This is a genomic window from Pseudonocardia sp. TRM90224 (genome assembly GCF_021245725.1).
Lineage (GTDB): Bacteria > Actinomycetota > Actinomycetes > Mycobacteriales > Pseudonocardiaceae > Pseudonocardia.
This window is the reverse complement of the sequence record NZ_JAJGSX010000063.1, coordinates 12,830-35,495: the sequence shown is the minus strand read 5'-3', so window position 1 is coordinate 35,495 and position 22,666 is coordinate 12,830. Positions and strand designations below refer to the sequence as shown.

The 22,666-nt window shown below is 71.5% G+C and carries 18 protein-coding genes; 10 read left to right on the top strand and 8 right to left on the bottom strand.

The window, feature by feature from the left end; translation table 11 throughout:
- Nucleotides 1–224: 224 nt before the first annotated feature.
- A complete protein-coding gene (gene uraD, locus LL648_RS40815; protein ID WP_232668343.1) occupies nucleotides 225–2,045 on the bottom strand; it encodes a 2-oxo-4-hydroxy-4-carboxy-5-ureidoimidazoline decarboxylase in 1,821 nt (606 codons plus the stop codon).
- A 205-nt stretch (nucleotides 2,046–2,250) separates the two neighbouring features.
- On the opposite strand from uraD, the gene LL648_RS40810 reads away from it, so the two are divergent.
- Together LL648_RS40810 and LL648_RS40805 are read left to right on the top strand one after the other, a co-directional pair.
- Nucleotides 2,251–2,832 (top strand): TetR/AcrR family transcriptional regulator, encoded by a 582-nt coding sequence (locus LL648_RS40810; protein ID WP_232668342.1) that lies wholly within the window; start codon nucleotides 2,251–2,253, stop codon nucleotides 2,830–2,832.
- Nucleotides 2,833–2,854: 22 nt separating this feature from the next.
- Nucleotides 2,855–3,421 carry a GNAT family N-acetyltransferase gene (locus tag LL648_RS40805; RefSeq protein ID WP_232668341.1) on the top strand — a complete coding sequence of 189 codons (567 nt, stop codon included), beginning with the start codon at nucleotides 2,855–2,857 and terminating at the stop codon, nucleotides 3,419–3,421.
- An 80-nt stretch (nucleotides 3,422–3,501) separates the two neighbouring features.
- Here the strand turns inward: LL648_RS40805 and LL648_RS40800 are convergent, their stop codons facing one another.
- Nucleotides 3,502–3,972: a pyridoxamine 5'-phosphate oxidase family protein gene (locus LL648_RS40800; RefSeq protein WP_232668340.1), complete on the bottom strand. Its 471-nt coding sequence runs from the start codon at nucleotides 3,970–3,972 to the stop codon at nucleotides 3,502–3,504.
- Nucleotides 3,973–4,104: 132 nt separating this feature from the next.
- On the opposite strand from LL648_RS40800, the gene LL648_RS40795 reads away from it, so the two are divergent.
- The 3 genes from LL648_RS40795 to LL648_RS40785 all read left to right on the top strand — a co-directional run bounded on the left by LL648_RS40795 (nucleotide 4,105) and on the right by LL648_RS40785 (nucleotide 7,689).
- The gene (locus LL648_RS40795; RefSeq protein WP_232668339.1) at nucleotides 4,105–4,413 is read left to right on the top strand and encodes a helix-turn-helix domain-containing protein; all 309 of its coding nucleotides are present in this window, start codon (nucleotides 4,105–4,107) and stop codon (nucleotides 4,411–4,413) included.
- A 113-nt stretch (nucleotides 4,414–4,526) separates the two neighbouring features.
- The gene (locus LL648_RS40790; protein ID WP_232668338.1) at nucleotides 4,527–6,218 is read left to right on the top strand and encodes a serine/threonine-protein kinase; all 1,692 of its coding nucleotides are present in this window, start codon (nucleotides 4,527–4,529) and stop codon (nucleotides 6,216–6,218) included.
- Between the two features lie 25 nt (nucleotides 6,219–6,243).
- Nucleotides 6,244–7,689: a serine/threonine-protein kinase gene (locus LL648_RS40785; protein ID WP_232668337.1), complete on the top strand. Its 1,446-nt coding sequence runs from the start codon at nucleotides 6,244–6,246 to the stop codon at nucleotides 7,687–7,689.
- Here the strand turns inward: LL648_RS40785 and LL648_RS40780 are convergent.
- From LL648_RS40780 to LL648_RS40760, 5 genes are all read right to left on the bottom strand, one after another.
- Nucleotides 7,674–8,498, bottom strand: coding sequence for a protein kinase domain-containing protein (locus tag LL648_RS40780; RefSeq protein ID WP_232668336.1), 825 nt, complete (start codon nucleotides 8,496–8,498; stop codon nucleotides 7,674–7,676). The two genes, LL648_RS40785 and LL648_RS40780, sit on opposite strands and share 16 nt — an antisense overlap.
- A complete protein-coding gene (locus LL648_RS40775) occupies nucleotides 8,495–9,877 on the bottom strand; it encodes an FHA domain-containing protein (protein WP_232668335.1) in 1,383 nt (460 codons plus the stop codon). The genes LL648_RS40780 and LL648_RS40775 overlap by 4 nt, the downstream gene beginning before the upstream one ends.
- Entirely contained in the window at nucleotides 9,877–10,320 is a 444-nt protein-coding gene (locus tag LL648_RS40770; RefSeq protein ID WP_232668334.1) for a hypothetical protein, read from the bottom strand. Before LL648_RS40770 ends, LL648_RS40775 begins: the two co-directional genes overlap by 1 nt.
- 34 nt (nucleotides 10,321–10,354) lie before the next feature.
- Nucleotides 10,355–11,932, bottom strand: a complete 1,578-nt coding sequence (locus tag LL648_RS40765) for a hypothetical protein (RefSeq protein ID WP_232668333.1) — start codon at nucleotides 11,930–11,932, stop codon at nucleotides 10,355–10,357.
- A gap of 87 nt (nucleotides 11,933–12,019) precedes the next feature.
- A complete protein-coding gene (locus tag LL648_RS40760; RefSeq protein WP_232668332.1) occupies nucleotides 12,020–13,459 on the bottom strand; it encodes a serine/threonine-protein kinase in 1,440 nt (479 codons plus the stop codon).
- 118 nt (nucleotides 13,460–13,577) lie between these two features.
- Here LL648_RS40760 and LL648_RS40755 point away from each other — a divergent pair, with 118 nt between their 5' ends.
- The 3 genes from LL648_RS40755 to LL648_RS40745 are packed head-to-tail and all read left to right on the top strand — an operon-like array spanning nucleotide 13,578 to nucleotide 18,789.
- Nucleotides 13,578–15,374, top strand: coding sequence for a patatin-like phospholipase family protein (locus LL648_RS40755; RefSeq protein ID WP_232668331.1), 1,797 nt, complete (start codon nucleotides 13,578–13,580; stop codon nucleotides 15,372–15,374).
- Nucleotides 15,374–17,023, top strand: a complete 1,650-nt coding sequence (locus tag LL648_RS40750) for an FAD-dependent oxidoreductase (protein ID WP_232668330.1) — start codon at nucleotides 15,374–15,376, stop codon at nucleotides 17,021–17,023. The genes LL648_RS40755 and LL648_RS40750 overlap by 1 nt, the downstream gene beginning before the upstream one ends.
- The gene (locus LL648_RS40745) at nucleotides 17,020–18,789 is read left to right on the top strand and encodes an aldehyde dehydrogenase family protein (protein WP_232668329.1); all 1,770 of its coding nucleotides are present in this window, start codon (nucleotides 17,020–17,022) and stop codon (nucleotides 18,787–18,789) included. The genes LL648_RS40750 and LL648_RS40745 overlap by 4 nt, the downstream gene beginning before the upstream one ends.
- A 605-nt stretch (nucleotides 18,790–19,394) precedes the next feature.
- On the opposite strand, the gene LL648_RS40740 is transcribed toward LL648_RS40745, so the two are convergent.
- Nucleotides 19,395–20,342: an FHA domain-containing protein gene (locus tag LL648_RS40740; RefSeq protein ID WP_232668328.1), complete on the bottom strand. Its 948-nt coding sequence runs from the start codon at nucleotides 20,340–20,342 to the stop codon at nucleotides 19,395–19,397.
- 215 nt (nucleotides 20,343–20,557) lie between these two features.
- On the opposite strand from LL648_RS40740, the gene LL648_RS40735 reads away from it, so the two are divergent.
- Together LL648_RS40735 and LL648_RS45625 are read left to right on the top strand one after the other, a co-directional pair.
- Complete coding sequence (locus LL648_RS40735) at nucleotides 20,558–20,914, top strand: hypothetical protein (protein WP_232668327.1); 357 nt, start codon at nucleotides 20,558–20,560, stop codon at nucleotides 20,912–20,914.
- Between the two features lie 82 nt (nucleotides 20,915–20,996).
- Complete coding sequence (locus LL648_RS45625) at nucleotides 20,997–22,439, top strand: WD40 repeat domain-containing protein (protein WP_232668326.1); 1,443 nt, start codon at nucleotides 20,997–20,999, stop codon at nucleotides 22,437–22,439.
- Nucleotides 22,440–22,666 lie beyond the last annotated feature (227 nt).

The following is a 22,666-nucleotide window of genomic DNA, read 5'->3' as shown; positions in this document are numbered from 1 at the left end:
CAAAGACTGGACTGATCTCCAGCAAGTCGCATAATCGAAACAAATTCAAGCGGTCCGAAATTTGCGTAGCAGATCACCCCCGCCGAGCCGGGCCCGACGGGGGTGTTCCTCTGCGAGACGGGCGGCACCTATGCGTGGTGAGCCACCCGAACTTCCCCACCGTTTTGTGCACTTGCGCGCTCTGTGGGCGCGCATCCGCCCAAACGGTGGGGAAGTTCGGCGCGCTACCCCTTCACCAGGTCCGCGAAGCGGTGGTTGGCGACCTTCGCGATCTCGACGAGCGCGGCGGCGTGCTCCTGCGCAGGCGCGTTGGTCAGGCGGAGCCGGCCGGCGCGCAGGATGTGGTCGCGCTTGCCGACCTCGCGCAGGCAGACGATCAGCGGGATCCCGAAGCGTTCGCGGTACGCCGTGGCGAGCGCGACGAACTCCGCGTTCTCCTCTTCCGTCAGCCGGGTGAGGCCGACGGCGGAGCGGTCGCGGCACGACTCGGTGTCCTCGCCGACGTCGGCGCCGAGGTCCGGGTAGTCGGCCATCAGCGCGCGCTGCTGCTCCGGGGGTGCGGTGTGCAGCGCCTCCTGGAACGCCGTGCGCAGCGCTTCCGCGTCGGAGAACGGCTCGCCGGCGAACGCACGTCCGACGACCGCGGTGCGCGCGTCGCCCTCGAACAGCGTGCCGAAGGTGGCGACGAACTCGTCCCGCGACATCGCGTTCACCTCGTCCAACCGCACCTTCGGCCCACCGGTCACCGCCGCGGCCACGCGCGGTCGGAGGTGGTGGAACACGACGTTGAGCACGATCGCGGTGAGGCTGCCGAGCGTGATCCCGGAGCCGAGGATCACCTGCGCCCACTCCGGGACGGCCTTCGCGACGTCGGGCTGGACGGTCACGAAGACGGCGAGCCCGACGCTCGTCCCGACGATGACGACGTTGCGGTGGTCGTGGAAGTCGACGCGGGAGAGCGTCTGGATGCCGACCACCGCCACCGTCGCGAACATCGCGAACGCGGCGCCGCCCAGCACCGGGTGCGGGATGCCGGCGACGATCGCGCCCGCCTTGGGCACCAGCCCGATCAAGATCATGATCACGCCGGCGGACGCCACGACGTACCGGCTCTGCACCCTGGTCAGCCGCACGAGGCCGACGTTCTCGGCGAAGCAGGTGTACGGGAACGAGTTGAGGACGCCGCCGATCGTGGTCGCGAGGCCGTCGGCGCGCAGCGCGCGGGCGATGTCCTCGCGCCCGATCCGCTTGTCGACGATCTCGCCGGTGGCGAAGACGTCACCGGTCGTCTCGACGGCGGTGATCAGCATGACGACGACCATCGAGACGATCGCCGCCACCGTGAACTTCGGGAGGCCGAAGTAGAACGGCGTGGTCACGCCGATCCACCCGGAGTCGGCCACCGCGGCGAACGTCGCGTCGCCGAGCGCCCACGCCACCAGCGTGCCGATCACGAGGCCCACCAGCACCGCGACCGTCGCCATGAATCCGCGGAAGAGGCGCTGGATCGCGACGATCAACAGCAGCGTGCCGAGCGCGTAGGCGAGGTTGCGCGCGTTCGTCGGGTCGGGGTGCGCGCCCCCGCCGACGGCGTCCAGCGCCGCGACCGGCAGCAGCGCGATCCCGATGATCGTGATGACGGTGCCGGTGACGACCGGCGGGAAGAACCGGATGAGCTTCGAGAAGAACGGTGCGACGAAGAACGTCGCCAGCCCGGCGACGATCACCGAACCGTAGATCACCAGCAGGCCCTCGGTGCCGCCGCCGGCGGCCATCCCGATCGCGATCATCGGGGAGACGGCCGTGAAGGTCACCCCTTGCAGCAGCGGCAGCCGGACGCCGACCTTCCAGAAGCCGACCGACTGGATGATCGATGCGATGCCGCACGTGAACAGGTCGGCGTTGATGAGGTGGATCAGCTCGCGTTCGGAGAGCCCGATCGCGCCGGCCAGCAGGATCGGCACGATGACGGCGCCGGCGTAGAACGCCAGCACGTGCTGGAAGCCGTATACCGCCAGCTTCCCGACGGGCAGCACCTCGTCCACGGGATGGACACGTCGTTTCGCGGTCGCACGCACAGGCACCTCGCGTCGTTGCTCGGGTGAGATTCCGGTCACGATGACCGACGCGTCGCGGCCCGGGCCAGCCGCGGATCCGACGAACGCGAGCGGCCTCCCGGCCCCGGGACTTGTGCGATCCGACGAGCGAAACAGGTGGCGCCGTAACGAACGGTCGTGCTAAAACGGAGCCATGCGGAAAGGCGAGGCCACACGCAGCACGATCCTCGACGAGGCGAGCCGGCTCGCGAGCCAGGTGGGGCTCGGGGGACTGACGATCGGCTCGCTCGCCACGCAGACCGAGCTGTCCAAGAGCGGGCTGTTCGCCCACTTCGGCTCCAAGGAGTCGCTGCAGCTGGAGGTCATCGAGCACACCAGCGAGCGGTTCACGGCGGCGGTCATCCGGCCGGCGCTCAAGGAGCCGCGCGGCGAGCCGCGGATGCGCAAGCTGTTCGAGCTGTGGCTCGAGTGGGGGTCCGTCGAGTTCGGGTGCCCGTTCATCTCGGCCGCCTTCGAGCTGGACGACCAGCCGGGGCCGTTGCGCGACCGGATGGTGCGCAACCAGCGCGACTGGGTCGACACCATCTCGATGATCTTCTCCGGCGGGGTCACGGAAGGGCATTTCCGGGCCGACGCCGACCCGATCCAGTTCGCCTTCGACATCGAGGGCGTGATGCTCGCCTTCACGATCGCGAGCCGCCTGCTCGGCGATCCCGCCGCCGCCGCACGTGCCACCGGCTCGTTCGAGCGCCTGCTCGCCGCTGCCGCAGCCTGACTTCACCAAGAGGGGGCCGACCATGACCGCGTGCCTAGAAAATAGCACGATCGTTCGTGCCGAAGACTTCGAGATCCGCCCACTACAGCCCGACGAGGCCGCGCACGTCGTCGACACCGTGTTCGCCGGGCTGTCCCCGCAGAGCCGGTTCATGCGCTTCCACTCCCCCGTCCCGCGCATCCCGGCCTCGCTGCACCGCAGGCTGATCGACATCGACGGCCGCTGCCGCGCCGCCGTCATCGCGGAGGTGCACGGCGCGGACGGCCCGGTGCCGATCGGCATCGCCCGGCTGGCGGGTACCGGCACCGGCACCGCCGACATGGCCGTCGCCGTCGTCGACGCCTGGCACCGCCGCGGCGTGGGCGGGCAGCTCCTCACCGCCATCGGCACGCTCGCCGGGGAGATCGGCTACGTCGAGCTGCGCGGCTCGGTCCTCCCCGAGAACGCGCCGATGCTGCGGCTCGCCCGCCGCAGCTTCCCGTGGCTGCGCCCGTGGTTCGACGGCGAGACGGTGCAGCTCAGCGTCACGGTCGGGGCGGAGATGTGGACCATCACGCACGAGGACGTGATGGCCGATCTCCTGAGCTGACGCGGGCCGGCATTGACGTCGACAACGACGTTCTGGCTGTTGTGAGCGCTAACAAACAGCCAAAAGGTCGTTGTCGACGCTCAGGCTGGGGGTGGCACGGTGATGCGTGAGTCGACCGGGTTGGTTGTGCGCGGGTCGCTGCCGCGGACGAGCAGGAAGCGTTCGGCCACCACGAGGCGGTACGCCCGGATGACGCCGGCGCCGCGCAGACCGTCGGCATCGAGGTGCTTCCCCGCAGGCAGGCCGCGGTTCAGGGTGGCGACGACGGTGTCGGCCGCCGAGTCGGGCAGCTGTTCCGCGGTCCCCGCGACGTAGACCGCCTGGGCCTGCCCGACGGGCACCGTCGAGTCGAAGATCGTCGCCGCGACCTGGGGGCGGGCGGCGATGTTCAGCGAGTGGCGGCTCGTCGGCGACGACACCCAGAGCAGGTCGTGCGCGTCGTCGCTGCGGAAGAACACCGGGCTCGCCCACGGAGCTCCGTGCTCGTCGGCCGTCGCGAGCACCATGTAGTCGACGGACGTGCTGACCTCGACGTACTCGTCCCATGTCATGGGGCCGCAGTGTTCCCGATCAGGCGAAGCTCCGCACCACTAACACTTCGGTCGATGCTTCGGTCCGACCACGTCGCTCTCGCGCGCCGGATGCCCGATCGTCATCAGGCATACGCAGGAAGGGAGCAGACGATGGTGCCGAACGCGCAGATCACCTCGCTCGACAGCCGACGCCGGGCCGCACCTGCCCGGCACGGCGCGCTCGACACGCTGCTCACCGATCGCGAGCACGAGGTGCTCCGGCTCATCGCCGACGGGCTCTCCAACCGGGCGATCGCGCTGCGGCTCACCATCTCGGAGAAGACCGTCGAGTGCTACGTCAACCGGCTGTTCAGCAAGATGCAGCTCGAACCGGACAACACCGTCCACCGCCGCGTCATGGCGACCATCATCTACTTGACCTGCGCCGAGCCCCAGCCGCACCGCGTACGCGGGGCCTGAGCGGAATCGGCCATTGCGCCGAATGGCACAGAACGAGTAGCGCACTACGCATGTCGGCGTAGTCGGTTGCCTCAAGACTCGGCCCCAAGCGAGTCCGAAACGGAGCGACCAACATGTCAAGCACATGGATCGTCCCAGGGTTCACGGAGCTGCGTGAGCTCGGCCGCGGCGGGGGTGGAACGGTGGTGCTCGCCACCGACAACACGTCGGGGGCCCCTGTAGCCATCAAGTACCTCGGCGACGACCTGCTGGCCGACCCCGGCTTCCGCGACGCCTTCCGCACCGAGGCGCAGCTGCTGGCCGAGCTCGACACGCCGCACGTCGTGCGCCTCTACGAGTACGTCGAGAGCCCCGGCGGCGCCGCGATCGTGATGGAACCCGTCGAGGGGACGTCCCTGCGCTCGATCCTCGTCGAGCATGGCGCCACGAAGCCCGAGTCGGCGCTCTCGGTGCTGAAGGGCTCCCTGCTCGGGCTGCAGGCCGCGCACGGGTCCGGTGTGGTGCACCGCGACTACAAGCCCGAGAACGTTCTCGTGACGGTCGACGGGCAGAGCAAGCTCGTCGACTTCGGCGTCGCCACCCGCTCCGGTGCCGCCGGCGACGGCTCCGGCACACCCGCCTACATGCCGCCCGAGCAGTGGGCCGGCGGCCCGGCGAGCCCACGCGGCGACATCTACTCCGCAACGGCGACGTTCGTCGAGTGCATCACCGCGCAACCACCGTTCCCGGCCAAGGACATGGCCACGCTGCGCGGGATGCACGAGAGCGCACCGGTCCCGGTCGCGATGCTGCCCGAGGCCGTGCACGAGCTCGCCCGGCGCGGGCTGGCGAAGGTACCCGCCCACCGGCCGGCCGACGCGGGAACGTTCCTCGTCGAGCTCGAGCGGGCCGCGCTGGCCGGGTACGGCCCCGACTGGGAGGAACGCGGCGTCGACGACCTCGCCCGCCGGGCCGCCCTGCTCGCGCTCCTGCTCCCCGCCGCGGCCGGCGCCGGCGCGGCGACCGGCATCGGCTCGACCGTGCTGGGCGCCGGCGGTCGCGGGCTGCGCCTGACCGTGCTGGCCGGCACCGCGATCCTCGTGATCATCGGCGGCGTCGTCACCGCAGTGATCACCCAGGGCGGCGTCGAGACCACCGAGGCCTCCACCGCGCTCCCGGCCGCCGTGGAACCCGCACCGCCGGTGCAGATCCCGCCCGCGCTCGTTCCGGTGCCCGCGCCGGAACCCGTCGCGCCCGCTCCCGCCGACACCCAGCAGCCCGCGGCCGTCCCGCCGCCCGCAGCGCAGCCACCAGCAGCCCAGCCACCAGCGGCGCAGCCGCCCGTCCAACGCGCGGCGCCTCCGCAGTTCACCGCCCCCGCCGTCGACGACGAGCCGGAACCGCCCGCCGTCGACGAGGACGACGGCGAGGACAGCGGGAACCAGGGCGGTAACGACGACGACGGCAGCGTCGACACCCCACCCAGCGGCAATGACGATGGTGACAGCGGCGACAACGGGGACGGCGGCAGCGACACCCCACCCGACGACGACGGTGACGGGGGCAGCGACACTCCTCCCAGCGACGGTGACGGCGGGGACAGCGGCGACGGCGGGGATGGAGGCAGCGACATCCCACCCAGCGACGGCGGTGACAGCGATGGTGGAGATAGTGACAGCGACAGCGATGGTGGGCTCTTCCCGATCTCCATCTCGGTCGACACCGACCTGTCCGACGAACCGGACATCGACGCAGATCTCGACTTCGGGTCGTCGGGGGACGAGTCTCAAGGCGAGCTCTTGAACCTGGACGTCTCGCTCAATTGAAAGCCGCGAAGGAGGACGATCCCGGATGACCACCGCGATCGAGGAAGGCCAGCAGTTCGGCCCCTACCGGATCGACCGGCTGCTCGGCCGGGGTGGGATGGGTGAGGTCTTCAAGGCGTTCCACGTCGAACAGGGCCGGGTCGTCGCGTTGAAGCTCCTGCTGACCGACCTCAGCGACGACGAGACGTTCCGCCGGCGCTTCCTCCGCGAATCGAAGCTGACCGCCCGCATCACCGACCCGCACGTCATCCCGATCCACAACTGGGGCCAGATCGACGGTCGCCTGTACCTCGACATGCGGTTCGTCGAGGGTGAGGACCTCGGCGAGCGGCTCGACCGCGACGGCCCGCTCACCCCCGCCGACGCCGTGCACATCCTCACCCAGGTGGCGAGCGCGCTCGACGCCGCGCACCGCGCCGACCTCATCCACCGCGACGTCAAGCCGTCGAACGTGCTGCTCGGCACCGACGACACCGGCGACGGCCGCTTCGCCTACCTCGTCGACTTCGGCATCGCACGGGTCGTCGCAGGTGAGACGTCGGCGGCGCTGACCAGGGCCGGGACGACCCTGGGCAGCCTCGACTACATGGCCCCCGAACGGTTCCTCGACAAGCCGCTCGACGGCCGCACCGACGTCTACTCGCTCGCCTGCATGCTCTACGAGTGCCTCACCGACGAGCGCCCGTTCCCCGTCGACGGCCTCGCACCGCGGCTCACCGCCCACCTCAACAGCCCGCCGCCGCGGCCGTCCGCCTTGCGCCCGGGGTTGCCGGCGCTGCTCGACGAGGTCGTGGCCACCGGTATGGCGAAAGACCCCGCCGCGCGCTACCCGTCGGCCGGCGCGCTGGCCGCCGCGGCACGGCGGGCCGTCGCCATGGCTCCCGCCGCCGGCAACCGTTCCGCGCCGACGCACATCGTCAGCACCGTGCCCCGAGTGCCGGCGGCGCCGCCCGGCCGGGCGCCGTCCGCCCCGGTTCCCGCGCCGGTGCGGGCCGAACCGACGTTCGCGCCTCCACCTGCCCGCCCGGTGACGGAAGCCGCCGCCGCGACTCCCCCGCCGACGCACGACAACATCACGGTCCGGCGGCAGCCGCCCATCCCCGTCAACGGCGGTCCCGGGAACGGGCGCACGTCCAACCCGGCGCCACCCACCAGCCGCGTGCACCGCGGCTACCCGCAGCAGTCACGTCCCGCCGGCCCGCAGACGCCGGCCAACGCCGAGACCACCGTCCGACGCGCGCCTGTCCCACCACCCCATCACGACCGGGCAGCAGGCCCCGATCAGCAGGCCACCGTTCGGCGGCGCCCACCGGACGCGCCCCAGCCGCCGCAGGGCGGACCGATCGCCCCACCGAACTGGCAGGTCGACGGCCCGTCCGGGGCGGGCAACCGGAACCTGTGGATCGTCGCCGGAGTGATCTTCCTGCTGGCGATCGTCGCCGCCGTCCTGGTGATCTACCTGCTGATCTGAGCGAGACGCCCCGCCACCTCGGCGGCCGTCCCGATCCTGGCCTCACCGGCGGCGAGGCAGTCGCCGACCAGCTTCGCGGCATCCGGCGCCAGATCGGGATGGATCGTCGGGGCGCTGGCGAGCACCTTCCGGATCGCCAGCACCGGCTGGTCGTCGGGCAGCTCGCCGTAGAGCCCGGTGCCGCTCAACGCCTTGTGAATGGTCGCGCCGAGCGCCCAGATCTCCGTGCGCCGGGACGGGCGGGCCCCGCCGATCATTTCGGGGTCCATGTACTCGACGGAGCCGGCACTCCCGATCCCGGTGAGCGTGTTGCCCGGGGTGAGCAGCCGCGCAAGGCCGAGATCGGCCAGCTTGCCCGTGATCACGCCGCCGTCGTCGGCGAGCAGGACGTTGCCCGGCGTGATGTCGCCGTGCGCCAGCCCGGACTCGTGCAGCGCGTGGGCCGCGAGCGCCGCGTGCTCCAGCGCGTCGAGCACCGCGTCGCGGCGCAGCGGGCGCGTCGGCGATTCCAGCGAGCCGAGCGGGAGGTACTCCATCGCGTAGGCGAAGCGGTCCTCGAGCACCGCGTCGTAGATGCGGACCAGGTAGGGCGACTGCACCGACGCGAACGCGCGCAGCTCGCGGACGCCACGCTCGTAGGCCTGCTCGCTGACCCGCTCGCCGAACACCTTGAGCGCGACGAACTCCGTGCTCAGGCCCAGCCGCGCGGGCGGGCGGGCCCGGTAGAACCGCCCGTTGTTGCCCTCACCGAGCATCTCCACGATCTCGTAATCGGCGACCGTGGTCGGTGTTGCGCTCCCGGCGGTCATCGGACCCCCGAAGGCGACTCGAAGGTGAACGAGCATTCGCCGAGGCGGACCTTGGTGCCCTGCGTCAGCCGGCGCGACTCCTGTGGCCGCAGCTGGGTCCACTCCTCACCCTGCGGAGCAACGTACGTGCCGTTGCTCGAGCCGCTGTCCACGATCAACACGTCCCATCCTTCCAAGCGCACTTCGGCGTGCACACGAGAAACCGATCCGGTGTGGTCTTCTACCGGGATCGCGCGCATGACGCCGGACGCGACCCGCTCGTCGACCTCGGGCTGTCGGCCGATGACGTAATCGGCATCGACGGTGAACGTGGTGCCGGTGTTGAAGACCAGCAGCCCGAGCGGGGGGCGCGAGCCGAGCACCAGCACACCCGTGCGCTCGTTCATGCGGATCCCGCAGAGCACGCAGAAGTGCGAGCGCGGGTCGTTCAGGTGCCCACGCGCGCACAGGTGGCCCTGCGTCTGCGGCTCCTCCTGCGCTGCTTCCTTCGGCGCTCCGTCCCTCTGCGCTGCCGCGCTGCGGGCCGCGGAGGCCTCACGTCGTTCCGCCCGTCCGCCGCTCGGCAGGGGGCTCCGCCGCTCCTCCACCGGCGCACCGAAGATCGGCTCGGACCGTCGCGGCGGGGCGAGCGGAGGTGGCGCAGGCGGAGGCGGTGCTTGCGGGGGTGGGGCAGACGGCGGCGGCGCAAGTGGTCGCTGCACCGGCGGCGCTGCCTGGGTCGCCTGGGTCGCTTGTTGTTGCACCGCTTGTTGCACCGCTTGTTGCACTGCCGGAGCGGCTGCCGGCGGTGTGGCCGGCGCTGCGGGCTGGCGCACGGGACGGGAGGGGATCGGCGGCGGTGTGCCCGCGACCTGCTCCGGGCGGCGTGCGCCCTGCCCCGGCCCGGTGCCGGGCTGGAGCAGCACCGCGACGTCGCCGGGCACGATTCCGGTTTGCAGGTCGAACGGGCCGGCCGCGGCGTCGACCGCATTGGCGTCGCTCGACAGCGCGAGGACGATCGGGCTGTCGGGCCTGACCAGCAGCCGGTCGGTCCACGACGCGGCGTCCATGCCGGAGATGTCCGCGGCCATCTCGGGGATCAGGAGGCTCACCTCGCCGACGAGGAACACGGCCAGGCCGTCCTCCTCGGTGGCGGAGACGGTGCCGAAACGCAGGTGCTCGATGCCCTCGCCGGCGTTCCCGAGCCAGCTCGCGAGCTGCCGGGCAATCGCCCGACCGGGCGCGCCGCCCGAGGCGTCCTTGCAGATCTGCAGCACAGTGTCGAGGTGCGCCGTGGCCTTCCTCGACGCGACGCCTGCGACGCACACGACGCCGGGGAAGCGTGCGACAACACCGTTGCCGACGGCGATCGCGCACCGCAGTCCGTCGAAGTCGGTCATCACACCAGTCTCCCGCCCCGGAACCGCCAGTGGATGAACGGCACCCGCATCGGGCCGTTCGCGATGATCCACACGATGATCCACGTGGTCGCGAAGAGGATCAGGAACGCCGGGAGGGGCACTCCGTCGGGCAGGCCGGGGACGATGCCGAGCCTGAGCAGCAGCCACACCAGCGCGCCCTCGTTCAGCACCGTGATCAGCCCGAAGAGCGTCGGCCAGTCCTTCTCCCACCGGAACTGCTGGATGAAGTGGTAGATCAGCTCCCAGCCGATGCCGAGCACGATGGTCGTGACCAGGACGGTGAACGTCATCCGGTAGATCTCGCCGATCCCGGCGCCGCCGAGCCCCGGTAGCACCGGACTGATGATCAGCGTCCAGATGCCTCCGACGATGGCCAGAAGGAAGATCCGGGTCTGGATCCGTCCGTTGAGCGTGGGTAGCACTGTTCCTGCCCCTTGGAAGTCGGTCGGCGGGCGGTCAGATCTGCTTGCCCCGCGCCCACTTCCACCATTGGGAGGTGGAACGCAGTGGGCCGAGTCGCCGGCAGAACTTCTGCCGGGTCAGATCGTCGGCGATCTCCTGCGCCGCGATCTGCAAGCCGAGGAACGTGTCGACGCCTGGGAAGTATCCTCCGAGTGTCGCGGTGCCGGAAGCGTACATACGACCGGGCTCGCTGCGGGTGCCGCGTACCTCGAAGGTGCGGTCGACGTCGAGGCGGTCGACGGGGTTGCGGCCCGCGCCGCCGTGTTGGAGCAGGTCGTCGAGCACGCGGTGCTCGCTGATGTCGGCTTCGAGGCCCGTGCAGTCGACGACGCCGATCACCGTGACGTGCTGGGGGCCGTGCTCGGTCTTGAGCTCGACGCGGACCTGGCCGGAACCGTGCGGTTCCATCGCGATGATCTCGCCCTGGAACGGGCGGTACCAGCCCTCGCGCCGGCCGCGTCGCATCTGCTCCTGCCAGTTGCGGCGGATCGGGGTGTTGGTGCCGCCGAAGACCTTGTAGAGGTCGGCGCGGTCCTTGCCCTCCAGCTTGCGCACCCTGGCCTTGAGCTGGCCGCCCCACACCGACTTCGGGTAGTTGAAGCCCTGGTACGCCCAGCCGTCACCGCCGCGGCGCCGCATCCAGATGTTCGGGCCGTGCGAACCGGTGACGAACGTGCGGAAGACGTGCAGGATCTGGGTCTGCAACCCGCGGGCGTCGCGGTCGTCGATCAACCGCTGCAGCACCCGCGATGCCACGATCCCGCCGCCGCGCACCAGCACCGTGCCCGGCGCCGCGTGCAGCCGCTGGTAGATCTGCTCGTGCGGCTCGTAGGCGTTGACCACGCTCCCGTAATCGCGATGGCGCTCGCGGTACTCCTGCAGGTCGGGCAGGAACTTCAGGCCCGGGTAGCCCACGGCGATGTGCACGTACTTGCTGCGGTAGGCGATCCGGCGCGTGCGGCTCGACTTCTCCGGGGGCGTGAGGATCGTGTAGTAGCCGCCGCCGATGCGCCGGCGCACCATCCGGACCTGCCCCTTGACGACCGTCTCGGGGTAGGAGATGCGGCGGTACTCCTTCTCCATGGTCTCGAACGCGTGGCCGGCCTTCGGCGTGTAGTAGTCGGCGAAGATCGGCTCGACGAGCACCTGCCACAGCGAGCGGAACGACTTGTCGGCGAAGGCCTCACGCACGGCGTAGCTGGGGAAGCCCCAGATGTTGTCCGGGCACGACGCCGAGTCGCTGCGCAGCCGCTCCTTGCGCGGGATCTGCGAGACCCGCGTCAGGTACTCGTAGCTCTCCCAGGGATGTTCGAGCTGGGTGAGCACCTTGATCGCCGACGTCGGCACCCCGCAGATCCGCAGGTAGTCAACGGTGACGAACGAACCGATGCCGCCACCGACGGACACGAACGGCACGTCGACGACCGGGATGCCGGCTCTGGCGACGGCGTCGTCGCTCCACCAGTCGGTCTCGATGAGCTCGGGGGTCAGATCGCCCGGCTGCGGCGCGCCGGACGGGTCGGGGCGGTAGGCACGGCCCGCACCCGGCAGCTGGATGGTCTCCTCGCGCATATACGTACTATCGCGCCTGCTCGGGGGGCCAACTAGAGTAGTTGCCTACCCGAAATCGTGTACTTTTCGGTAGGGAAATCTACCCTTTCAGCCACAGTCGTAGGTGAACTCCGCCTCCGCCTGCAGCGGGTCCGGTTCGAGGATCTTGAGCGTGGCGGTCGCCGGATACCGGCCCTTGCCGCTCAACGTCCAGAGCAGGTGCACGTCGGTGCTGGTGGCGCCGGCGGCGACGACCTGCGTCATCGGTCCGGTGCCCTCCCCGTCGCTGCGCAACCATTCCACCGTCACCGAGCCCGGTTCGCCGTTCGTCCGGATCGTCCCGACGACGTCGACGGTCACGTCGCACGCCTTGCCGGGTTCGGCTGCCGTCGCCGTCGCGCCGACGACGTGCACCTCTCCGGTGTCGCGCTGCACCAGGTAGAAGATCACGGCAGCCAGGAGCAGGCCGGTGACGAGGCTGTTGAGGATCACCCGACCGAGGCGACGCCGTCGCTTGCGCGTCTTGGGCGCAGCCGGTGTTGCAGCCGGGGGCGGCGCGGTGACCCCCGGGCCGAACCGCATGGTGACGCCGTCGGCGGGCGGCCCGGTGACCGCCGCGCGCGGGGACGGTGGCTGGACCGTACGGGCAGCCGCAACCGCGGCCCGGCGGCCGCCCATCACGGTGGCGGCGTTCTGCGGGCCCGTGATGCCGAGCACCCCGCGCGCCGCGCTGGCCAGCTCCCCCGCCGTCGTGTACCGCTGCTCCGGGTCCTTCGCCATGCCCTTCGCGACGACGGCGTCGAAGCCGGGCGGCACGCCGCCGCGCACCGCGCTCGGGCGCGGCGGCGGCTTCTGCAGGTGCGCGCCCATCAGGGCCGGGAGGTCGCCGGTGAACGGGGTGCGGCCGGTGAGTATCTCGAACAGCACGCACGCGAGGGAGTAGACGTCGGCCCGCGGGTCGCCCTCGACCCCGCTGAACCGCTCCGGAGCGACGTAGTTCGGCGAGCCGGGCACGGTGCCTGCCCTGGTCAGCTGCACGGCGTCGGGCGCGTCCGCGCTGGGCCGCGCGACCCCGAAGTCGAGCAGGTACACGAAGACCGTCGAGGTGTCGATCATGTTCCCGTCGGTGCCGGAGAGCAGCAGGTTCGACGGCTTGACGTCGCGGTGCACGAGCCCTTCGGCGTGCGCGGCGTCCAGCGCCGAGGCCACCTGGCTGACGACGGCCACCGCCACTTCCGGGGGGAGCGGCCCGTTCGCCCGCAGCCACTTGGCCAGGTCGGTGCCACTGACCAGCCGCATGTCCAGGTAGAGGCGGCCGTCGATCTCACCGAACCGGTGGATCGGGACGACGTGCGCTTCGCTCAGCTTCGCCGCGCTGCGGCATTCGCGGCGGAAGCGGGCCGTGTACTCGGCGTCCGAGGTGAAATCGGGACGCAGCAGCTTGAGTGCGACGACGCGGTCGGTCTCGGCGTCGTGGGCGCGGTAGACCTCGCCCATCCCCCCGCGGCCCAGCAGCGCAGTGATCCGGTAAGGCCCGAACTGCTCCATATGACCGATGCTGCGCTGCTCCGCCCCGTCCGAAACGAGTAGTCCGCTACGCATTTGCTCCCCCGCCGCGGCGCCCATCATCGGCCGGACCACCCGTGAGCAGCCGAAAGGAGCTGACATGCCCCCGGAACGGACGCACGGTGTCGCGGAGCTCCTCGCCGACGTGCCGCTCTTCGCCGACGTCGACCCCGCGATGCTGCCCCGGATCGTGGCCACCGCCACCGTCGTGCGGCTCAGTGCCGGCGAGGTCCTCTTCCGGGAGGGCGAGCCCGGCGACTCGCTGTACGTCGTGGTCTCGGGGCGGCTCGAGGTGACCCGCTCGAACGGCACCGACGAGACGTTCCTCGCGGCGCTCGGCCGCGGCGCGATGGTCGGCGAGACGGCGCTGCTGACCGGCGGCGCGCGCACGGCGACGGTGCGGGCGGTGCGCGACTCCGAGCTGGTCGGCGTCGCGCGGGGCAGGTTCGCCGAGTTGCTGGCCGACCCGCCGTTCGCGCGGGAGCTCACCAGGGCCCTTGCGCAACGCCTCGCCGCGCTCGCCACCCCCGCTCAGCCGATGGGGCGGCGGGTCGCGGTGGTTGCGGTCGCATCGCTGGACGCGGGCATCCCGACGCGTCCAGCCGCGGAGGCGCTGCGCGCGGCATGGCCGCGTCCCGAGCGGGTGGTCGTGCTCGACGAGGCGGCCGTCGGCGAGCCCGGCGGGGGCGCTTGGGCGGAGCGCGTCGAGCGTGCGGAACGCGACTGCGAGCTCGTCGTGCTGGTCACGGACACCTCGCCCATCGCGGCTGGGACCGGGTTGGTGTGGACCCGGTTCGCGCTGCGCCAGGCCGACCGCGCGCTCGTGCTCACCCGGCCCGGCCCGGTCGGCCTGCGCGACCACCCCGACATGCCCTCCACGTGGGACATCGGGCTGGTCACGGACGTGCCGCGCACTGCGGACCTCGCGGCGTGGCGGGGCCGCTGCCGCGGGCACCACTGGCTGCGGGTGGGGCCGCGCTTCGCCGGCGACCTGGCGCGCGCTGCCCGCCGAACGGTCGGGACGTCGGTCGGGCTCGTGCTCTCCGGCGGCGGCGCGCGCGGGCTGGCCCACCTCGGCGTGCTGGCCGCGCTGGAGGACGCCCGGATCCCCGTCGACCGGCTCGGCGGCACCAGCATGGGCGCCTTCGTGAGCGCGCTCGCCGCGACCGGGCGCAACGCCGCGGCGATCACCGCCCGGATGCGGCGGGAGGTCGTGCAGCGGCGGCCGTTCTCCGACTACACCGTCCCCCGCCACGCCTTGATCCGCGGACGCCGCGGCGAACGCATGCTGCGCGGCGTCTTCGGGACGGTGGCCGTCGAGGAGCTGGCGACGAGCTGGTTCGGGATCTCGTGCGACCTCGCCGCCGGAGAGGCCGTCGCGCACCGGGAAGGGCCGGTCAGCGACGTCGTCGCGGCCAGCATCTCGCTGCCCGGTCTCGCCCCGCCGCGCCGGTTCCAAGGCCGGCTGCTCGTCGACGGCGGGATCGTCAACAACCTCCCGGTGGACGTCATGCTCGCCGACGGCGACGGGCCCGTCCTCGCGGTCGACGTCATGCGCCGCCTGTGCGCGCCCGGCACCCCAGGCGCACCACCCCCGCCGCTGCCGAGCGTCATCGAGACCCTCGCCGCGGCCTCCGGGCTCGCCGCCCACCAAGGTGCGGGCGTCACGCGCCAGCTGGCCAAGGTGCTGATCACGCCGGAGCTCGCCGACATCGGCCTGCTCGACTGGGAACGCTTCGAAGCCGCCGTCACGGCGGGCCGACGGGCCACCGAGGCCGCGATCGAGCGCATCGCCGCACTCCACTCCCCCTCTGCCCTTTCCTCTTCCGCCTCCGGCGGACCCGACATCCAGGAACCACGCAGCGGGGCACCCGCCGGCGCGGCAAGGAGGCACTGATGACCGGTCAGCAGATCCCCAGGGTGGTGTGCCTCGGCGGTGGTTACGTCGCATTGTGGCTGGTCCGCGCCTTGAAGCGGGCGATCAGAGCGCAGGAGGTCGACGTCACGGTGATCAGCCGCGACAACTTCCACACCTTCCACGGCTTCGTCAGCGAGATGCTGTGCGGACGCATCCAGCCGGGCCAGATCATCTCCCCCGCCCGCAGGGTCTTCGCGCCGGCCACGTTCCACCACGCCGACATCGAGTCGGTCGATCTCGAACGCAAGATCGTCACCACCAGCAGGCGGCTCGACGGTCGCCAGCAGGAGGTGCCGTTCGACCACCTCGTCGTCGGGCTCGGCTCGCGCGACGACGTCGAGCGCTACCCGGGCCTGCGGGAGCACGCGCTGATCCTGCGCGGCTACTCCGACGCGTTGCGCGCCCGCAACCACCTCATCGGGATGATGGAGATGGCCGCCATCGAGACCGACCCGCAGGAGCGGCGCCGGCTGCTCACGTTCGTCGTCGCGGGTGGGAACTACGGCGGCGTCGAGGTCATCACCGAGATGGACGACTACCTGCGCGGGCTCACCCGCCACGAGTTCCCGACCATCGATCCCGGCGAGATCCGGATGGTGCTCGTGCACTCCGGCGACCGGCTGCTCGGCGAGCTGGAGGTCCGCCACCCGCGCCTGCAGCGCTGGGCGCAGCGCCACGTCGAGCAGCGCACCGGCATCGAGCTGCGGCTCGGGCGCCGGGTCGAGGCCGCCACCGCCAGCGACATCGTCCTCGACGACGGCGAGCGGATCCCGTCTCGGACGATGATCTCCTCGACGGGCACGTCGCAGTCGCCGCTGGTGGAGGCGATGCCGTTCGCCAAGGACGGCCGGGGGCGGCTGAGCACCGACGAGTTCGTGCACGTCGTCGACGCCGGCGGCGCACCCGTCCCGAACGTATGGGCGGGCGGCGACTGCGCGGCCGTGCCGCACCCGCAGGGCGGCACGAACCCGCCGCTGGCGATCTTCGCCATGGCCACCGGATGGCGCATCGGCGGCAACATCCTGCGCGCGCTGCGCGGGCAGGAGCCCAAGCCGTACCGCTTCACCGAGCTCGGTGACGCGTGCGCGCTGGGCAAACGCCGCGCGGTCGCGCACGTCCGCGGCGTGCCGATCTCCGGCTTCCCTGCGTGGATCGTCTGGCGGCTGTTCCTGCTGTACTTCCTGCCCTCGCCGGGGCGACGGCTGCGGATGGTCTTCGACTGGGCGACCACCCCGATCATCGGCCGCGACGTCGCGCAGCTGCAGCACGACGAGCCGCGGGCCGTGCGCCGCGAGCTGTTCGAGCCCGGCCAGGACATCGTGGGCGAGGGTGAGATCGGCAACCGGCTCTACGTCGTCGTCCGGGGTGAGGCGGAGGTGCTCAAGGCCGCCGAGGACGGGACGTTGCGCCAGGTGGCGACGGTGGGGCCGGGCACGCACTTCGGCGAGCTCGCCGTGTTCGACGCCGTGCGGCGCAACGCGACCGTCCGGGCGGTCACCCGCGTCGAGGTGCTCTCGCTCGGCCGTGACGTCGCGACCACGCTCTCCGCGGCGCTGCCCGAGGTGGGTGCGCAGCTGCGGCGCGGACCGCAGCAGGCGACCCCGCCGGGCCGATGGCCGGGCCGTTGAAAGCACTGCCGCCGCAGCTGCAGGAGGTGCTGGCCGGATACCTGGAACCGGTGAAGTTCACGGCCGGGAGCCGGATCTTCGACGCGGGCGCCGACGGCGACGGCTGCTACCTGATCGACTCCGGGCTGGTGCGGCTCGACGTCCCGTTCGACGAGGTGGACACCGAGGCGACCGTCGCCTACGCCGAGGCGGGGCAGGTGCTCGGCGAGCTGAGCCTGCTCGACGGCAGCCCGCGCTCACTGCACGCCACCGCCGAGACCGACGTCGAAGGGCGGCGGCTGAGCGCCGCGGCGCTGGCGCGGCTGGTGGAGGAGCACCCGCGGCTCGCGGTGGACGTGCTGCGCACCCTCGCGGGTGATGCCGCGGCGAGGCTGCGCGCGACGACGGGCCGGCTCGCGGAGCACCTCGCGTCCGACGGGCACGACCCCGAGGTGGAGAGCATGGTGCACACCGCGAAGGTCGCGGCAGAGGCGTTCGCCGACTGGCCAGAGGAGCGGGTCGACGCGCTGCTGGAGCAGATCGCGACGGCCGTGGCGGCGCAGGCGGAGGACCTTGCCAAGGCGACCGTCGAAGCCACGCACCTCGGCGACGTCGCGGACAAGACGATCAAGAACACCGTCGCGTCGCTCGGGATCTTCCAGCGGCTCGTCGGCCAGACGGCGCACGGGCCGATGACGGCGGCGTCCGATGTGGGCGTCACGCCGATCGCGGCGCCGGTCGGGGTCGTGTTCGGGATCATCCCGGTGACCAACCCGATCGCCACCGCCGTGTTCAAGACGCTGAGCGCGCTCAAGGGGCGCAACGCGCTGATCCTGTCGTTCCACCGGGTCTGCCTGCCGCTCGCGGACGCGTTGCTGCAGATCGTCGAGCCGGCGCTCGCGGCCGCGGGGGCACCTGCGGACCTGGTGCAGGTCGTGCGCAGCCGGGCCAGCCGGCAGCGGACGGCAAGGTTCATGTCGCACCCCGACGTCGGGCTCGTGCTCGCGACCGGCGGGCCGGGCATGGTCCGGGCCGCATACCGCTCCGGCACGCCGGCGATCGGCGTCGGCTCCGGCAACGCGCCGGCGTGGATCGCCGCCGACGCCGACCCGGTGGCGGCCGCGGCGAAGGTGGTGGTCAGCAAGTCGTTCGACCACGGGCTGATCTGCGGGGCGGAGCACAACCTCGTCGTCGACGACGCCGTCCGCGCGCCGTTCGTCGCCGCGCTGCAGGCCAGCGGCGCCGCGGTGCTCGACGCCGACGAGCGCACCAGGTTCCTCACCGCGGCGCTCACCGACGACGGGCGCGGCTTCCGTCCGCAGGTGATGGGCCAGGCCGCTGCGTTGCTGGCGTCGTTCATCGGGGTCGAGCGGCCCTATCCGATCAAGCTGATCGTCATCCCGGCCGAGCCCGACCTGGCCAGCCCGCTGACCGCGGAGAAGATGGGCCCGTTCCTGTCGATGTTCACCGTGCGGGGCGACGACGAGGCGCTGGGCCTGTCGCTCGACCTGATCCACAAGATGGGCAACGGGCACACCGCGATCGTCCACACGGCCGACCACGACCGCGCCGCCCGCTTCGCCGCGGCGATGCCGGCGAGCCGGATCCTGGTCAACTCGCCGGGCGCGCAGGGTGTCGTCGGACTCACGACGGGGCTGGAGCCGTCGCTCACGCTCGGCTGCGGGACGTTCGGGGGCAACTCGACCACCGACAACGTCACTTGGCGGAACCTGGTGAACACGAAGCGGATGGCCGAGTACCGCGACCCGGCCGCGACGGGGGTGTAGGGGCCGCACGTGCCCCGAGGGCAGGAAAGTCCGCCATGACCCTCCGGGCCGCCACGAGGGATGTGAATCCGTGCTGGGCGCGGCCCGGCCCGCCGGGCGGTCGGGAGTGCCGTGCGCACGCATCCGCGGGGACGTCGCCGGTAGCTCAGAGCCGGCAGCGGCGACCTCACCGACCCGGGCCGTGCTGGGGCTGGGGCTGGGGTTGGGGTTGGGGTTGGGATGCGTGCGTTGCGCACGCGAGGGCAGGAAAGCCACTTTCAGGCCCTGTGAGGGCAGGAAAGTGGCTTTCCGGCCCTCCACCTGCACCCCCGGGGCAGGTGACCGACCGCTTCGTAGGCCACATGGAACCGTGTGGTTGTCACGCAGCCCTGTGGATCAACCACAAGGTTCCATGAGGCGACCTCGGGCTCGTCGTGGGACCGGGTGGGGTCGACGTCGCATACCGTGGGTGTGCGTTGCACATGGCCGGCCACGTGCGACGTGTGTCGACGGTGTGCAACGTCGACCCAGGGCATGCGGCGATTCACCTGACAGCCACTTTCCGGCCCTCACAGGGCAGGAAAGTGGCTTTCCTGCCCTCCCCAACCCCGGCTGAACTTTGGCGACTACACCCTGCCGAACACCGGGTAGACGGTCTCGTCACCGCTGCGCCCCTTGGTCGGGACGTCCTCGGGTTCGCCCCAGGTGAAGAGGTGCGCCACGGCCTCCCGCGCCGACTGCGCGACGATCACCGGCGCCCGCCCGTCGCGGCCGGCGAGGCCGGAGAGGCGGAACGCGAGGTTGGTGGCGTCGCCCACGACGCTGACGGCGGAGCTGGGCAGCGTCACGACCGCGGCGACGCCCAGCACAACACCCCAGCCCATCGTGACGGGCTCGCCGTGGGGGCCGCGCAGGGGCAGGTCGGCGGCAACCTCGGCGACCCGGGCGTCGGCCGCGAGCGCGAAGTCGACGGCCAGCTCGTTGGCCGTCGCGATGTGGGCGGTCTCCCAGACGGCGTAGAGGGCGTCGCCCGCGTAGTGGCTGAGCGTGCCGCGATGGGTGGTGAGCTGGTCCATCAGCTCCGCGTAGAGGGTCCGCAGGCTCGACGCGACGACCTCGCTCGCCGTCACCTGCGAGATCGTGGAGTAGCTCGTGATGTCGCCGACCACCATCAGCATCTCCGACATGCTGACCTGCGACATCGTCGCGCCGGCGCCTTCGGCCTCGACCCCGAAGAACAGGTCGGAGCTGAACTCGAACTCGGTGGCCCCCACCGTGACCCAGTCGCCCGGCCGCAGCGGGGCGGCCAACGCGCGGGCCAGCCTGACCCCGTTGACGTAGGTGCCGTTCGTGCTCGTGTCGACGATGTACGCCGCTTTGCGGTCGAGATCGATCCGGACCTCGAAATGGATCCTGGACGCCGTGAGGTCGTCGATGAGCACCCGCTGATCGGGATCGATGCCGGCGCACTCGCGCCCGACGAAGACCCGGTCGAAGATCGGCACCCGGCGCTCGTCCGGCGTGCCTGGACGGACCACCAGGAACGCGGGAGCGTCGCGCCTCTGCCTGGACACGAGAGGAGAGTAGTGCGGTTGCGGGGGTGGTGTCGCGCTTCACCGCTGGGCCCACGTGTGTGCCGGCGCGCCAAGACATGCCCGTCTCACCCTGCGGCAGGCGCAGCTCTGCCTCAGGACATACGGCGAATTCCGTCGTGCCACAGATGTTGTCGACCCCTCCGAGAAGGACAGTTGGGCCAGTACGAATCGGCCCACTCGGAAAGGCGATCACCATGGAGTTCTGGCTCTCGATCGGCCTGGCGGTCGCCGCGGCCGCGCTCGTCCTCTACGGCGTGCTGCACCTGATCGCGATCCTCAAGATCGGATCCGACGACCCGGCTCTCCATCCGTTCCTCGCCGAGATCGTCGACGACGACCCCGTGCGCGATCGGCACACCAACCTGCTCAGCGCAGGCGTGAAGATCGCGTGGGGGCTGGCGGCCGCCGCGATGGCGACGAAGAGGCTGCTCGACCTCGACCCCACCGTCCGCGACGTGCTGTCGTGGGTCGCCATCGTCGCCGCCGCAGCCGCGATCGTGCTCGTCGTGCAGCGTTGGCGGACCAAGCGGCCTCGTGAGAGCGCGGTGTGATCGTGGTGAAACCGTGCGCGGTCATCCTCTGGCGGTGGTTGCGACTGCTGCACGGGGTTTCGACATCGGGGCCGTCCACAGTGTGACGGATGTGTTGCGGCCGGTGCTGCTCTGCGCGGTCGCCGTGATCGTGACGCTGGTCGTGCTGTTGCGGGCGGACGGAGTGATCCCGCGACACCCGGTCCGGTGGTGGGTGCTGATCGCGCTGTCGCTCGTGGTCGGTGCGGCGAGCGGGTGGCTGGTCGCCGAGGTGATCCGCTTCGCGATCACCCAGGACCTCGACCCCGACCACGACCCGTATCGTCTCGTCGCGCCGACGAGCGCGACGCTCGCGTCGGCCTTCCTCTTCTGGGTCTGCGTCATCCGGCAGCCGTGGCACGCACCACCTGCAACCACCGGCGAGAGGCGTCCGACGCGGCGGCTCATGACACGGATCGGCGCCTCGGCCGTTGCCGTGGTCGTGGCCGCCGCTGCCACGGTCACCGCGATCCAGCCACGTGATCGCTTTCCGCACGAGTTGCGCGTCTGGCTGCTGCCGCAGGACGTGGCCTTCAGCCCGGACGGACGCCTGCTCGCCACCCTGCACGGCTGGGTGCAGCTGTGGGACGTCGCCGGTCGACACCCATTGGAGAGTCCCATCGGGCTGGCGGACATGAACGATGCGGGGCTGGTGAGCATGCGGTTCAGCCCTGACGGGCGCACCATCGCCGCCGAGGACCTGGACAGCCGGGTCCGCATCTTCGATGTGCAGACGCGCCAGGAGATCGGGACGCCGATGGATCCCGATTGGCTGGGAGAGACCGCCCGCCCGGTGTTCAGTCCGGACGGGCGCACGATCGTGACCGGGGCCGGCCCGTCGCTCCGGCTCTGGGACGTGGGCAGCCATCAGCAGATCGGCGAGCCCATCACCCCGACCGGGCTGGTCGAAGGGCACCAGGTCATGGACAACACGATCTTCGCGCTGGCCGTCAGCCCGGACGGGCGCACGGCCGCCGCCGGCGGCACGACCCGGACGAGCGATTTCCGGAACCACATCCACTTCGACATCGAAGACCGCTACCCCGTGCACGTGTGGGACGCCGAGAGCCGACAGCAGATCGGAGCCCCGCTGGAGGGGCACACGGCCCCGGTCGTCGACATCGTGTTCAGCCCTGACGGGCGCACGATCGCAACGGCGAGCGCGGACCGGACCATCCGGCTGTGGGACTCGACGAGCCACCGCCAGATCGGCGAGCCGCTGCCCGGACACGCCAACGCGGTCGACAGCATCGTGCGAATCGCCTTCAGCCCGGACGGGCGGCTGTTGGCGAGCGCGGGCGACACGGCAGCTCGCCTGTGGAACGTGGCCGATCGCCGACTGATCCGCGAACAGGACATCCCGGACCCCTGCGGCATCTCCTTCAGCCCGGACAGCCGCACCCTCGCCGTCTGCGCCGGGCGGCCGTGGGTTCAGATACCGGACGGATGGACTCCCGGCGGCCGCGGCAGCGCGGTGCACCTGTGGGACGTGAGCAGCAGTCCGTGACCCGCACGGCGGTCCGGAACGTGGACCTGGCCGTGCGGGAGATGTCGACTCACCGTGCCGAAACGCGCAACTCACCGCTCCGAAACGCGGGACTCGCCCGCCGAAACGTGGGACTCGCCGTGCCGGAGGTGTCGACACACCGTGCCGGAGGTGTCGACTCACCGTGCTGGAAGTGACGACTCACCGTGCTGGAAGTGACGACTCACCCGACTCGCGCGGGGCGCGCC